Genomic DNA, 14,214 nt, shown 5'->3' with positions numbered 1-14,214 from the left:
CCGCATTCGAGCGAGGAAAATAGACTGGGCATATACGAGGGAAGCGATAGGTAAGTAATGAGCAATGGCAGGCAAGTCTATTTGCCAAGAACAGTATTGCTCTCAACGATGAATTCGGTGCACTTAAGACGTTATATTGTCTTCAGCTGGCAGTTCCAAATAGTCCAGTGGGGTATAAGTGACACGGGCAAAATTTTTTGTCAGGAGTTCCGTATCAACAACCTTTCCACCCTGAAATTTTAGGAACTTTTCCCGCCAGATTTCATTTTTTCGGTAGAATTGATCTCCGATTTTAAGGAATTGATGCTCTTTTTCAATGACGTGATAGGCAAAATCGAGTTCCTGATCGATCCTCAGATCACCTTCAAGACATTTTTCGGTAAACCAGAGATTGATCTGAAACGTGTAGGCTGTATTGTTGGTAAACTGATAGTCCCGATAGTTGTAAAATACCGTTGCACCGCTTCCGAAAGGTAGCACACGCCCATCATCAGGAAAAGGGTCAAAAGAATGGTGATAACGTTCTGTGACTGTCAGCGGACTATGGATAACAAGCCAATGGATCAGATTGGAGATCTGGCAGATTCCACCACCAATACCGGCCCGTGCTTCACCGAAAGACAATTCCATCCCCGGAAGATAGCCTTTCTTTTGTGTGGGCTGGCCGATCAGTTTACAAAACGAAAACGTTTCACCCGGGCGGATCAGTATACCATTGATTTGCTTTGCCGCAATCTTTAGATTCGTCACTTTGTTGATCTGCAGTTGCATATTGTTTTCCCCCAGCTTCTTTAATAAAACAGACTGGTGTTTTTTGATGCGGTATTGCAACACTGTTGTAGATTTGGTTTTTGTATACTTTTTATTGTCCAGTAACCAAATGGCTTTTCTTTGTGTTCTTCTTGCCCAGACAGCAAGAAGATACAGCAAAGGGTGACGTTGACTTATTAATTTCCGTTTTTTCACTAATAACAAATGATGGTTTATTGCTTCCTTCTATTTCAGTTTGCGCGTTTTAATTATTGAGAATTGGAGGAACTTTTCTTTGTTTGTATTGTTTTAGAGGTGATTTTATTCTGCTTATCAAATACAGTGCTCTCATATTGATAATCGCCCTGTTCTTTTGAGACTATTTTCAATTCCAATGTACCATCACGATAAAACAGGTAGGTGCTTTCGTTGCCTTGCACAGCTATTTTGGATTCGGCAGTGAGCTTCCCTGTGGCGTCAAATACCTGCCACGAAGAGAAATTGTCTGCTTTTAGGTTATCATAATAATACAGTCTACGGTTTTCGATGGCGTCATTTAGCCCTGAAACTTCCTCAATAAGCTGCCCATTTTCATTGTAACGGTAGTCGACCCAATGCATCCGTTGGTAAACGAAGTGGATGGACTCCTCCCGGACCACTTGATATTGATCATTTAAATGATGGATGGAGGCGGACCGCCGCTCAGGATTGGTAATGAGAATAGCATGCGGTAAGTATTGATAAATTGTACTAGAGGACCATTTGCTGTTTTGAAGCTGTTGTATCGAATCGATTAATCCCCATTTGTTGTAAAAATATTTGGTGTAAAAATTGATTCCATTAGACAAATTGTTTGCGGAGAGTTCCTTGCCTTGCTGATAAACAGTTGTGATCATACCGCTGGGTTTTTCGAGGTTCTCCCCTGTAAATGTCTGCGAAATATAGGTTCCGTCATATTTGCCTTTTTTCTGAGTGGAGTAGATCGGAAGACTGGATCGGGAAATGATGCCCTCAGCATATTGTCTGGATGGTTTAAACGGGATAGCTGCTATGGAATCGAAGAATAGTTTCCCATCGTATTTAAGCGCTTTTTGAGGCGTACTTGACTGCTTATTATTTGTCAATATTGGCTTTGCGGCCTGGAGATACCTTTGACTTTCATAGATCACTTTTGGTCGGCTCTGACCATCAAACAGAATCATGGCATTTCTTTGTTTGAGGGTAGCTACATCCAATGTCCATTTGCTTTTGTTGACGATAAAAGTAAGTTGCTGGGCATCTGTTTTTGTCACTAGGAGCTTAGTCGTGCTATAAGGAACCTGTCGAATAATTTCTTTTGCCTTTTGATCATGGAGACGCATCATAAAATCCGTTGATTTATCAGAAGCATTGGTAACAAACAGAATGGCTTGGCTAGGAGCCCCGATTTCAATTGATTTTTTTACCTGAGACTTTGCTACACCCACACAGAAAAGCAATACCGATAACTGGAAAATCACATAACGCAGTACGCTGGATTTCGGATGACCGTTCATTTGGATAAGGAGGACGCTTACGCTGACTTTTTAGTTTAAGACTTCTTTTAAAAACAATAAGGTATGGGACCAGGCACGTTTCGCCATAACAGGGTTATATTCCGGTGATTCGGGGTTGGTAAAGGTGTGCCCGGAATTCGCATAGGTAATTATTTGCCAGTCAGCCTTTCCTTCGTTCAGTTCCTTGACTAATCCATCATAATCTTCCTTTGATACACTTTTGTCCGCTGCAGGGTGTTCAACCAATACTTTCACATTGATCGCAGTATTGGGTCTGTCGGGCGATTTGGAGAGTCCACCATGGATACTGATCACGGCTGAAACGGGTAAACCAGCGCGCGCTGTTTCGAGAGCTCCCGTTCCACCGAAGCAATAACCAATTACTGCAATTTTCTTTGGATCAGCTCCGGCTTTTTTCAATTGGTCGAGGGCAGCAGAGATTCGTTGCTGATAGGCTTTGTAGTCAGTTTTGTAGTGACCTGCGATTTTTGAAGCCGCTGTATTGTCCGCTGGAATATTACCTTCACCATAGATGTCGGCAATGAATGCGATGTAGCCCTCTTTTTGTAATTGCAAGGCTGCTTGTGTCGCTTCATTGTCAATACCTTTCCATGCGGGCAAAATAAGTACCGCTGGACCTTTTTTATCCGTATTGGATGTGATTAGTCCATTCAGTTGCTGTGTTCCGTCTTTATAGGATACCTTTTTTAACTCCTGTGCTTTCATGCTCATCGTGGCAATAGTTAATAGAAATAATGTCAAAGCTGTTTTCATCTGTTCTGTTTTTTATCCGACAGATGTTGTTCGCGATTAAATGAAGTTTTAACTTCCGCGGATTCATCTGCTATTCGATTTGGTTAAACCATTTGTTTATGATCGTCCTTTAAGGTAACTGCCTTGTGTAAGGGCGGGACCTTAATATGTTTTATTAACCCTTATAAACTCAGGATTGTTTTATAGATTCAATAATTCCGATCACATCCAATTGTCCCAGACCTTTTTCATGTGCCGTTTCGTAGGTATCGAGCAAAGTTCCGAGCAATGGATAGGATGCGCCCGCCTTTTGGGCCAATCGGATATCTTTTAACATCAGGTCCAGCGCGAATGCAGCGGTATAGTTTTGTTCGATGAGGAGCGGTGTCTTTACTTTTGTTGCTCCGCTACCGCTGGCACTATCATTAATAATTTCGAGCATTTCGCTACGTTCTATGCCCAATTGATCAGAAAATAAGATTGTTTCAGCCAAACCTTGGTAAATAATAGATAGAAAATAATTTATGGCTAGCTTTGCGGCGAGACCTTTTCCATTTTTACCGAGATGTTTAATGGATTTCCCCATTTTTTCAAGGTAAGGTCTAGCGCGGTCAAGGTCTGTTTGTTCTCCACCCACCATAATGATCAGTGTACCCTCTGCGGCAGGCTTGGTACTTCCGGCCACAGGTGCATCCAGAAAAGTGGCCCCTTTTTCTTTTAGCTTACGGGCGAGATCAATACTTACATCCTGTGCAATGGTACTCATGTCCACAAATAATTTTCCGCTGATAGGCAGTCCAAGAATTTTTCCATAAACTTCCTGGACGGCGTCGTCATTTGTCAGCATCGTGAAAACAACGTCATTGTCCTTGATTAAATCCGTTATTTCGCTATAAACAGTTGACTGTGCTCCAAAGCCCGCTGTCTTAGCGATATTTCTATTATAAACGGAAAGGGAAAATCCTGCTTTTTCTAGGTTTTTTGCCATGGGATGGCCCATATTTCCTAATCCTATAAATCCTACGTTTTCTGTTGTCATATTAAATTAAATGGTGTGAATCGAGTATTCTCTTACCAATAAAGGTACAAATGTTTTTGTATCCGGGAGTCGCAAAGCTACACTAAGACCGCGCTATTTCGAGATTCGAAGGAGTCGCTGCTATATTCGTGTCTTACCAATTTATTTTGGATTTAAAGTAAGACCCTGATTTCATTTCTGAGCAGTACGATTTTATCTTCATTTTCCAATTTCTTCAAGATCCGCGAGACCACCACACGTGACGTGTTCAAATCTGATGCGATATCCTGATGAGTAAGGGTAAGAATCCGGTCATTTCTGAGATTTACTTTCGCTTGCAAGTAATTGACTATGCGTTCTTCCATGTTGGAAAAGGCAAGATTATCTACCGCCTGAAGCATTTCATTCATACGGTTCGCATAACTCGATATAATGAAATTGCGCCATGAAGAATACTTTCCCATCCAGTTATTAACCTGTTCATTAGGGATCATCGCTACGGTAGTATCTTTTTCTGCCCACGCACGAATTTCACTTTTTTTATTACCCATACAACAGGCAATAGACATGGTGCAAGTCTGTCCTTGCTCGAGATAATATAGCAGGAGTTCACCTTTTGCTTCATCTTCCCGAACAACTTTGATCGCACCTTCCAGTAGTAGGGGCATGGCTCTGATATACTGATCGGTATCAATAATCAGATCACCTTCATGGAATGTTCTGATTTGTGCAATCTGTGTGATTTCTTCAATTAATGCAGGTTCTAGTATTCCTGCGTAAGCTTGCTCAATGGACAACATAGTTTATTATTATTCATTTAAATATAACGATTTCAATCGTATTGAAAGCTCCATGTCCACTGAAAAAGATGATCGTGTTGATCGTAAAACCCGATCAAGGCAGGCAAGAGAAGTGGTGTTGACGATAAATATGGAGAGGGAAGAATTATTTGAGTTATTCAAAAAAGACAAAATTTTATTTTGATTATTTTTCATGTATTGATATAAAAAAGGTGTTTTTGTTGTGGTTATGTTAACGGTACCGCTTGTCTATTGACTTTTTAATTTTAAAACCGAGTTTAACCTGTGGAAGATTAAAATATGAAGGGAATATAAAAGCTGTATTTATAGCGACCCTAGTGTTAAAATTAGTTAAAAAGACAATCAATTCCTAATTTTGCGGCACAAAAACAAAACAATCACATCTAACATGAAAAAGTCTTTACTTTTTTTTGCACTTGTTTTTGCTGGTTATGGCGCGGTTCATGCACAAACGGCAAATACTAGTTCGGTTTCAGGAGTTGTAAAAGAGGCTACTGGACAAACAGTTAAAGGAGCAACCATTAAAATCACCCACATCCCAAGTGGACAAGTTGTAAGCGGCTCAGCTGATGCTCAAGGAAAATTTCAAATTTCAAATCTTCAGGAGGGTGGTCCCTACAAAGTGGAGGTGACCTACATTGGTGAAAAGCCAGTTGTCATTGAAAACATTATGTTGAAATCGGGCGAATCGTTGAATATAAACCCGACTTTTTCGGAGGGCTCTTCAACGGATTTAGATGAGGTTGTTGTTGTTGGTCATGGTATTATTGATATTGCTGTAGGTAGAAAAACACCTATTGCGGTTTCAACAATTCACAAAACTGAAATTGAAGAAAAAGTAGGTGCGCAAGATATTACGTCAACTTTGGCAAATACGCCATCTGTTTACATTACCGGACAGGCGAAAGGTTTTGGTGAATCTTCAATGACTACACGTGGTTTTGACCAATCCAATACCGCATTTTTATTGAATGGTCAGCCAGTAAATGGAATGGATAATGGTCGTGTATATTGGTCAAACTGGTCTGGTCTTACCGACATTGCGTCTTTGGTACAGATCCAACGTGGTTTGGGTTCTTCCAAATTAGCCATTTCATCTGTGGGGGGAACGATTAACTTTGTAACCAAGTCCACCGATATGAAAGAAGGCGGTTTTGTGCGGACGACAGTCGGTAATGACATGCTGATGAAAGGAACGGTTGGCTATAGTACTGGAATGATGAAAAACGGTTTTGCCGTTTCAGCAATGTTTACACATTGGTCCGGTGATGGTTATGTGAACGGTACACAAGGGCAGGGACAAAATTATTTCTTGTCTGTGGGTTATAAAGCGAGCGAGAAGCACAACTTTAACTTAATGGTTACTGGTGCCCCACAATGGCATAATCAAGGTTTCACTTCGACATTGGACAACTACTTGAAAAATGGACGAAGATATAACAGTAATGTGGAGATAGTGAATGGTACTGAAGTTAACTACCGTAAAAATTACTACCATAAACCAGTAGCCAATTTTAACTGGGACTGGACCATCGATGATAAGTCTTCTTTATCTACCGTTGTTTATGCTTCTGTAGCAAGTGGTGGTGGTCAGTCGAAAAGAACAGAGAAAACCAATAAGGGCCCTTATTTGTCTGCTGATGTAAACAATCATCAATGGTATGGTATCGTTTCTAACTATAACCGTAAATTAAATGAGAATTTAAATTTCAATGTTGGATTTGACTTACGCGATTATAAAGGTGAGCACTATCGTCAGGTGACCGATATGTTGGGTCAGTCATCAATTGCCAACGTAGGTAACGTAAACTTGGGCAATAATGTCTTTATTACAGAGACTTATTCAACCAATCCATGGAAAGCATTTTCTAGCCAACCTAAATCAACAGAAAATAGATTAGCATGGGATTATGAGCAAATGATCCGTTACGGTGGTCTATTCGGTCAATTAGAATATGCTAAAAATGGTTTTACCGCATTTTTCCAAGGATCGGTTTCACAACAGCAAAATAGCCGTAGAGAATATTATCTAGAGAAACCCGAAAACTCAAAATCGGAAAATGTCAATAATTTTGGATATAACACCAAAGGTGGTGTAAGCTATACCTTGGGCAAACATAGTCTTTTTGCTAACGCTGGATACTATTCACGTCAGCCTTATCAGAACAATATCTTCATGAACTACAGAAATGACGTGAACCCCTATGCGGAGAACGAGAAGATCTTAGGTCTTGAATTAGGGTATAAATTCGTGTCAAGATACATTGATGTGAATGTGAATGCCTATAAAACGACTTGGGAAAATAGGGTGACAGGTAATTCAAAAAATGCTGTAAAAGCAGATGTTGAAAAATACAATCCCACCAATGATCCGAACATCTTAGCGGAAGGTGATTATCTTTATTTCTCAAATTACGGTGTAAAACAAAACCACAAAGGCGTCGAGTTGGACTTCGCTGCCCGTCCATTCAGCGGATTTACCCTTAAAGGTTTTGCATCTATTGGTGACTGGAAATACGATGGAAAATCTGTTACGATTGTCCGTAATGAAGACCGAGTTGTGTTGGCAACAGAAGAAACCGATCTAACGAACGGAAAAGTAGGGGATGCCGCACAAACAACCTATGGTTTAGGTGCCAAGTATTTTATCACGAAAGGTCTGTCTGTTGATGGAGACTGGAGATCCTACGATCGCTTGTATTCTTCAAGACAAGCTGGTCAGGGCAAAGTGTTAGAATTACCTTCGTACCAACTTGTTGATGCCGGGGTTTCTTATAAAATAGATATCAGTGATAAAAACGCAATAAGTTTTAGATTTAACATCAATAACTTATTTAATAAGTTCTATATTTCTGAAGCGACGACGAATATTTTTGAAAACACAAAGGCCGGCGAGAAGAATGAATATTGGAACGGAATCAATACTTCTAACACTGTATTGATCGGTCTTGGGAGAACATGGAACGCTTCTGTGAAGTTTACATTCTAATAAAATATCCTATTTCGTAGTAAGAAGACTCACATAATTGTGGGTCTTTTTTTTGTTTTTTAATAAAAACTTAATACTTTTAGGTGATCTAACTGTCGACCTGATGTTGCATAAATTAATTTGTCTGGAAAATTTACAGATAGGTACCGTCTATTTTTCTGCTTTTGTGGTAAACCTGGATGGGGGAAATACCGGTTTTGCTTTATTTATTAACCAAGAAAATGATCCGATTTTTATTTTTCGAAAAGAGAAGAAAAATGAAGTGTCTTTTCATGTAAATGAAGAACAATTCTTCTGGATTGTAAGAAATAGTCAGTTTACAGCTGGTGAACGTCAGGATTTTTTTGCGGAGTTTGTGGAATTTCTACGTTTAATGGAGGATAAAGTTTCCAATTATGTCTTTAAACATGAAAAACTTGTCAGATTTACCAATTCACGAGATATTGTTCGGTACAAATATCTTTATTTGACCGGAGAACTGAATTAAAGCTATTTTCTTAAACAGGGGGTGCAGACCTTTAAATTTCTTTTATAGTGAAATTTAGCTTAGTTTTGAGTATGAAGCAACTGATATCAAATCTATCTGTTACCCTTTGGGACAAAGCTGTTACAGAAGCGGATTTTGAAATTCCGACACCTGTATTGCTTGCTAAGTTCTCTTTTTTGCCAATTTCGTCTTTTTTTCCAGCGGATATCATTTCCTTACCCCAAGACCACTTTGATCATATCAAGGAAGAAGATATCAAACTTTTGTTAAGAGGCTTTTCTATTGGAATCATCGGTGATGAAGATCCTGTGCAGCTTTTTGAAGAAGCAATTGCTTTGTCGAAAAGCGTGTTGGCTTACAGTTACCTTGGGCTCTATTATTTTAAAATAAAGGCTTATGATGAAGCTATAGCTGTCTATTCCGCAGCAATTGAATATTTTAAGGAAGAACCCTATTTTTATGCAAGCCGATGCCTGGTCTATCGCATTATCGGAGAAGATGAAGGCGCATTTTATGATTACCAGATTGCCAAAAGATTGGATTTTAACTATCATAGTGTTTTGGAGTGGCAGGAAAACCAAGCTGAGGTAAGCTACTTTGAAGCAGAGAACCTCGTCATTCAAGAGCTAGAATCTACGCAGAAAGATCTCAGTATGGATGAGTTGAATTCGTTGGGACTTGAGTATGTACACTGTTATGATTATCTGAAAGCAATCGAATTGTATACCTTAGCTATCAACAAAAATACGGCAGATAATAGCAATCTCTTTGTTTTTAGGGGAAGTCTCTATCTTAAACTCACCTGTTTTGAGCTAGCTTTGGATGATTTTAACCGGGCAATTGAACTGGATGACCATCAAACTGCTGCCTATGTTTTCCGTGCGAAGGTATTCGAATCATACCGTTATTCCGAAAAAGCGCTGCAGGACTATGCTAAAGCTGAAGAAAATGACAATAACTCGTCTATCGTTTATGAGGAACGGGCTTCTTTATTTGAGCGCTTAGGTTGTCTACCTGAAGCATTGTCTGATTTCGACCGATTGGTCGAACTGAATCCGGAGGACTTTTATGTATATTCTCTACGGGCAGATCTTAAGGAAAGACTGGAAGATATGCACGGGGCGTTGGCTGATTATTCAATGGCTATTGAGTTGAATCCTTATTATTCGGACTTATATTCTTATCGTGCCGCTATCAAAGAAAAGCTTGGTGATACGGTAGGGGCGAAGTTTGATTTAGATAAGTTTAACGAATTGGAAGACGAGTAAAAAGAAGAAAGCGATTCAAATAAAAGGTACTCCCGGAGAATTGAATAGTTAAGTGGAGACTTTTTGGAGGACGAATGAAATGGAAACGGGACGGTCCAAAGTTAGGACGGCCCCGTTTCTATTTTAGGCAAGTACTGACTGGAGCTGCAATTGACTTGTGTTACACCATTACGATAGATAGGTGGTCTATTATTATGAATGCTCGCCCTATTTAATGATGCGCTTAATTTTATTTGAACGCTTGATCAGTTTGTGCAATTTGTCATAGTCTTCGCTAGCAATGGAATCATGTAACGACTGTAGTTGCTTGATATGTTCTTCCAGCACTTCCAGCACATTTTCCCGATTTTGTTTGAAGATGGGTGTCCACATATCGGGGGAACTTTTGGCCAAACGCACGGTGGATTCAAAGCCTGATCCTGCAAGCTCAAATATGCGTCCCTGCGATTTCTCTTTTTCCAATACTGTTAATGCTAAGGCAAATGAAGTAAGATGGGAGATATGCGAAACATAGGCTGTATGCACATCGTGCTCGTCAGCGTTCATGAAGCAAGTGCGCATCTCCAGTTGATCCGTGATCGCATCCGTAATTTCGAAAGCGTCTTCATCTGTCCTGAAGGCCTCGACATAAACCATCATCTTTCCTTTAAAAAGACCCGCAACAGCAGCTTCTGGGCCAGAATATTCTGTACCTGCCATAGGGTGAGCCGCAATATAGCGTCCTCGGTTTGAATGGTCTTTGATTTTGTTAAGTATGTTTGTTTTGGTGGATCCCATATCGATAACTACTTGATCGGTGACCTGATCAAGAATCTGTGGAACGACCTGCAAAATAGCATCAACAGGAATAGTCAATATAAGTACCTTACATGTTTTTATTGCTTCTTCCAAGGTCATTGCTTCGTCGATAAAGCCGATCTGCTTCGCTTTGTCAAGATTTTTCTCGCTTTTATCTACACCAATAATCTTACTGCAGAATTTTGTTTCCTTTAGGCGAATGGCAACTGAGCCGCCAATTAAGCCTACGCCTACGATGGCAATATTCATATGTGAATAATTATTAATTCGTGTTTATTGTATGTATAAATGCTTCACATTTATTTTATGGGCTCTTGAAGTCCCGTCTTTTTTAGCATAAGATGAAATAGCTGTTTTGTTTTTCGTCATCAGGAGCTAATTCATCTGACTGAAATGTTAACATTGAAAATTGCTGCTAGAAGCTTTCTTTGATACGTTGGATGGATTCATCAAGAACTTCAACCGTGGCACAGAGACTGATGCGGATATACTGATTGCCACCATCTCCAAAGATTCCTCCCGGTGTGATAAACACACGTGCTTTATTCAATGCCGCATCGCTCAGCGCATAACCGTCAGCATAGGTGTTCGGGATCTGGGCCCAGACAAATAAGCCTACCTGATCTTTTTGATATGAACAGCCTAATAGGTCCATGATTTCATAAACTTTCTGACGTCTATCAGCATAAATTTTGTTTAAATCCTGGTACCAGGATGCGTCCAGCTGCAGGGCTTTCGCTGCGGCTAGTTGAACGGGAAGAAACATTCCGGAATCCATATTGCTTTTAAAACGTAGTACCTGATTGATACGCTCCTCACTACCAACCAATACTCCGACTCTCCAGCCCGCCATATTGGATGATTTGCTTAAAGAATTTAACTCGATCGCGACATCCTTAGCGCCTTCTATGCTCATGATACTACGTGGTTTATCTGTCAGGATAAAACTATAGGGATTGTCATGGCAGATGAGGATGTTGTATTCCTTTGCGAACGCAATCAATTCACCATAAAATGCATCCGAGGCCGAGGCACCCGTAGGCATGTGCGGATAATTGATCCACATCAACTTGACCTTAGACAGATCTTGTTTACGAAGTTCGTTAAAGTCAATCAGCCAATTTTTTTCCTGCGTAAGCTTATAGGTAATTGCTTCTGCTCCACTTAATCTTACGGCCGCAGCGTAGGCCGGGTAACCGGGATTAGGAATTAGCGCTTGATCTCCTTCTTGGAGGTAAGTCATGCAAATGTGTACGATTCCTTCTTTCGATCCAATGAGCGGTAAGATCTCGGTGTTCGGATTAAAAGTAGCTTGATAATAGCGTTGATACCAATCTGCAACAGCTTGCCTTAGAGCTGGAGCTCCTTTATAATTTTGATAGCCATGTACATTTGGAAGTTGGGCATTCTCATTCAATGTCGCAATTACCTCCGGATGAGGAGGCAAGTCAGGACTTCCAATTCCTAGATTGATTACACGTGCACCCTGTTTATTTAACTCATCTATTTCTCTTAATTTTTTTGAGAAATAATATTCTTCAGTGTGCTGCAATCTTTTGGCAACGTCTATTTGCATTTTGTTTTTAATAATTTTGGTATTTGAATGAAGCTAAATTAGGGAATTATCTATAAAAAGCAGCTATTTTTGTCGTTTTTTCAATTTAATGCGCCGCTCTGTATTTATCACTGAGGTGCAACAATTTTATTGAAAAGAAGTGTATGAGTGCTTTTCTTGATTAATTTGTTATTTTTGTTCAATTTCCTCGCTAAAAGAAATCCTAACGGAAGAGGAGAGATCGGCAAATTACTTTTTTGTATAAAATTAATTTGTCTTAGTTCAAAATAAATGAAAACATATTTTAGGCTCTTATCATTTGCTAAACCCATTGAGAAATTTGCAATTCCGTATGTAATCTGCACCTTGATTACGGTTGTTTTTAGCACATTAAATCTAGCATTACTCGCTCCATTACTTCATACACTTTTTAATACAGGGGAAGCTACCGTCGAAACAGTAAAACCTGATACTTACACTGATATTTTAGCATGGTTTAATTACTACGCTAGTATGGCAAATGAACAATTGGGTGCTTATGGCGCATTAAAGTACGTTTGTATTGTTATTGTAATTTCTGTATTTATAAGCAATCTTTTCCGCTATTTCTGCCAGCGGATTATGGAGAATTTTCGGATCCACACCTTGTTAAAACTCCGTAGAGCTGTATTTGATAATGTAATGGACCTACACGTCGGCTATTTTACAGGGCAACGCAAAGGAGATATCGTCTCAAAGGTGGCATCCGATGTACAAGTTGTGCAGTATTCGGTCACGGGTACATTGCAAGTAGTATTCAAAGAACCTTTGCAATTGATCGCTTATATCGTGATGCTGTTTAATATTTCAGCAAGACTGACCTTCTTTTCGTTGTTGGTTATTCCTATTTCTGCATTTTTTATTGCCCGGATTGTAAAGAATCTGAAAAGTCAGGCGCGTTCGGCACAGGAGTCCTATGGAAACATGATTTCCTATCTGGACGAAGCATTATCAGGTGTCAAAATCATCAAGGCCTTCAATGCAGTTTCTTTTATCAAAAATAGATTTCACAACGAGAATGAACGCTATGCTAATATCGGGCGTGCGATGGCTAAACGGCAACAAATGAGTTCACCTGTCTCGGAATTATTGGGGGTTATCATGGTGGCCATCATCTTGTTATATGGAGGCCATCTGGTGCTTTCAGGGGATCAGAGTTTGACTGCTCCCGCATTTATCGCCTACATTGCTATTTTTTCACAGGTTATGCGTCCTGCAAAAGCATTGACTGATGCCTTTAGTGGTATTCATAATGGTCTTGCGGCTGGAGAACGGGTATTGGAACTGGTCGATGAGCGGAGTGAAGTGACCGACAGACCTAATGCAAAAAAAGTTGAAAGTTTTGCACGAAATATTGTTTTTAAGGACGTGAATTTTGCTTACACGAAGGATAAGAAAATACTACAGGGGATAGACCTGACGATTGAAAAGGGAAAAGTAGTGGCTTTGGTTGGTCCTTCAGGTGGTGGTAAATCAACATTGGTTGACCTCATCCCTCGGTTTATGGATGTTACCGATGGTCAGATCCTTTTTGACGGCATTGATTTAAGAGATCTGGATCAGGATTCTTTGCGTAATATGATCGGTGTGGTCAATCAGGAGTCGATTTTATTTAACGATACCATTTCCAATAATATCGCATTTGCCAACCTTTCTGCCAGTCAGGAAGAAATTGAAGCAGCAGCGAAGATCGCCAATGCACATGAATTTATTCTTAAGACTGATCATGGATACCAAACGAATATTGGCGACAGAGGGGGGAAATTGTCCGGTGGACAACGTCAGCGGATCTGTATTGCCCGGGCAGTGCTGAAAAATCCACCGATCATGCTACTGGATGAGGCGACTTCGGCTTTGGATACCGAATCTGAAAAATTGGTACAGGATTCACTCTATAAATTGATGGACAACCGGACAACAGTGGTCATCGCCCACCGTCTAAGTACGATTCAAAATGCGGACAAGATCGTTGTGATCGAAGCGGGAAAGATTGTTGAGGCAGGGAGCCATAGTGAATTATTGCAACACGAAGGCTTATATAAGAAGTTGATCGAAATGCAGCAATTTACAGATTAAAGGTATTGTTTTGACAGAGTTTTCATCGTCTTTATAACAGGAAAAAGATACACTGCTGAATAAGTGTTGTCACATTTTTATTATAACTTTTGTTGCCTTTTCGGTACATTTGTTTAAGATAGGAG

11 protein-coding genes are annotated in these 14,214 nt (G+C 39.9%); 4 read left to right on the top strand and 7 right to left on the bottom strand.

All coding sequences use genetic code 11. The annotated features are described in order from the left end of the window. Positions 1–123 precede the first annotated feature (123 nt). The 5 genes from DCO56_RS03665 to DCO56_RS03645 form a co-directional block, all read right to left on the bottom strand. A complete protein-coding gene (locus tag DCO56_RS03665) occupies positions 124–966 on the bottom strand; it encodes a VanW family protein (RefSeq protein WP_108632370.1) in 843 nt (280 codons plus the stop codon). Between the two features lie 53 nt (positions 967–1,019). Then, positions 1,020–2,285: a hypothetical protein gene (locus DCO56_RS03660; protein ID WP_108632369.1), complete on the bottom strand. Its 1,266-nt coding sequence runs from the start codon at positions 2,283–2,285 to the stop codon at positions 1,020–1,022. 30 nt (positions 2,286–2,315) lie between these two features. Next, entirely contained in the window at positions 2,316–3,059 is a 744-nt protein-coding gene (locus DCO56_RS03655) for a dienelactone hydrolase family protein (RefSeq protein WP_108632368.1), read from the bottom strand. 169 nt (positions 3,060–3,228) lie between these two features. Continuing rightward, on the bottom strand, positions 3,229–4,077 hold the full coding sequence (locus DCO56_RS03650; protein WP_108632367.1) for an NAD(P)-dependent oxidoreductase: 849 nt from the start codon (positions 4,075–4,077) through the stop codon (positions 3,229–3,231). Positions 4,078–4,229: 152 nt separating this feature from the next. After that, a complete protein-coding gene (locus DCO56_RS03645) occupies positions 4,230–4,856 on the bottom strand; it encodes a Crp/Fnr family transcriptional regulator (RefSeq protein ID WP_108632366.1) in 627 nt (208 codons plus the stop codon). Between the two features lie 409 nt (positions 4,857–5,265). Between DCO56_RS03645 and DCO56_RS03635 the strand changes: the two genes are divergently transcribed. From DCO56_RS03635 to DCO56_RS03625, 3 genes are all read left to right on the top strand, one after another. After that, positions 5,266–7,866 carry a TonB-dependent receptor gene (locus DCO56_RS03635; protein WP_108632364.1) on the top strand — a complete coding sequence of 867 codons (2,601 nt, stop codon included), beginning with the start codon at positions 5,266–5,268 and terminating at the stop codon, positions 7,864–7,866. Positions 7,867–7,969: 103 nt separating this feature from the next. Further along, positions 7,970–8,353 (top strand): hypothetical protein, encoded by a 384-nt coding sequence (locus DCO56_RS03630; protein ID WP_108632363.1) that lies wholly within the window; start codon positions 7,970–7,972, stop codon positions 8,351–8,353. Between the two features lie 71 nt (positions 8,354–8,424). Further along, positions 8,425–9,621, top strand: coding sequence for a tetratricopeptide repeat protein (locus DCO56_RS03625; RefSeq protein ID WP_108632362.1), 1,197 nt, complete (start codon positions 8,425–8,427; stop codon positions 9,619–9,621). Positions 9,622–9,828: 207 nt separating this feature from the next. Here the strand turns inward: DCO56_RS03625 and DCO56_RS03620 are convergent, their stop codons facing one another. Together DCO56_RS03620 and DCO56_RS03615 are read right to left on the bottom strand one after the other, a co-directional pair. Beyond that, on the bottom strand, positions 9,829–10,686 hold the full coding sequence (locus tag DCO56_RS03620; RefSeq protein ID WP_262707654.1) for a prephenate dehydrogenase: 858 nt from the start codon (positions 10,684–10,686) through the stop codon (positions 9,829–9,831). A gap of 148 nt (positions 10,687–10,834) precedes the next feature. After that, positions 10,835–11,995 (bottom strand): pyridoxal phosphate-dependent aminotransferase, encoded by a 1,161-nt coding sequence (locus DCO56_RS03615; protein ID WP_108632360.1) that lies wholly within the window; start codon positions 11,993–11,995, stop codon positions 10,835–10,837. Positions 11,996–12,265: 270 nt separating this feature from the next. Here DCO56_RS03615 and DCO56_RS03610 point away from each other — a divergent pair, with 270 nt between their 5' ends. Further along, positions 12,266–14,089: an ABC transporter ATP-binding protein gene (locus tag DCO56_RS03610; RefSeq protein WP_108632359.1), complete on the top strand. Its 1,824-nt coding sequence runs from the start codon at positions 12,266–12,268 to the stop codon at positions 14,087–14,089. Positions 14,090–14,214: the final 125 nt, after the last annotated feature.

This window comes from Sphingobacterium athyrii (assembly GCF_003071065.1).
Classification (GTDB): Bacteria; Bacteroidota; Bacteroidia; order Sphingobacteriales; family Sphingobacteriaceae; genus Sphingobacterium; species Sphingobacterium athyrii.
Note: the sequence above shows the minus strand (reverse complement) of the source record. Positions and strands in the feature narration are given on the sequence as shown.

Bases quoted from the DNA above. Each gene is read 5' to 3' on its own strand.
- DCO56_RS03660 (WP_108632369.1), bottom strand. From the start codon at position 2,285: ATGAACGGTCATCCGAAATCCAGCGTACTGCGTTATGTGATTTTCCAG.
- DCO56_RS03655 (WP_108632368.1), bottom strand. From the start codon at position 3,059: ATGAAAACAGCTTTGACATTATTTCTATTAACTATTGCCACGATGAGC.
- DCO56_RS03650 (WP_108632367.1), bottom strand. From the start codon at position 4,077: ATGACAACAGAAAACGTAGGATTTATAGGATTAGGAAATATGGGCCAT.
- DCO56_RS03645 (WP_108632366.1), bottom strand. From the start codon at position 4,856: ATGTTGTCCATTGAGCAAGCTTACGCAGGAATACTAGAACCTGCATTA.
- DCO56_RS03635 (WP_108632364.1), top strand. From the start codon at position 5,266: ATGAAAAAGTCTTTACTTTTTTTTGCACTTGTTTTTGCTGGTTATGGC.
- DCO56_RS03630 (WP_108632363.1), top strand. From the start codon at position 7,970: ATGTTGCATAAATTAATTTGTCTGGAAAATTTACAGATAGGTACCGTC.
- DCO56_RS03625 (WP_108632362.1), top strand. From the start codon at position 8,425: ATGAAGCAACTGATATCAAATCTATCTGTTACCCTTTGGGACAAAGCT.
- DCO56_RS03615 (WP_108632360.1), bottom strand. From the start codon at position 11,995: ATGCAAATAGACGTTGCCAAAAGATTGCAGCACACTGAAGAATATTAT.
- DCO56_RS03610 (WP_108632359.1), top strand. From the start codon at position 12,266: ATGAAAACATATTTTAGGCTCTTATCATTTGCTAAACCCATTGAGAAA.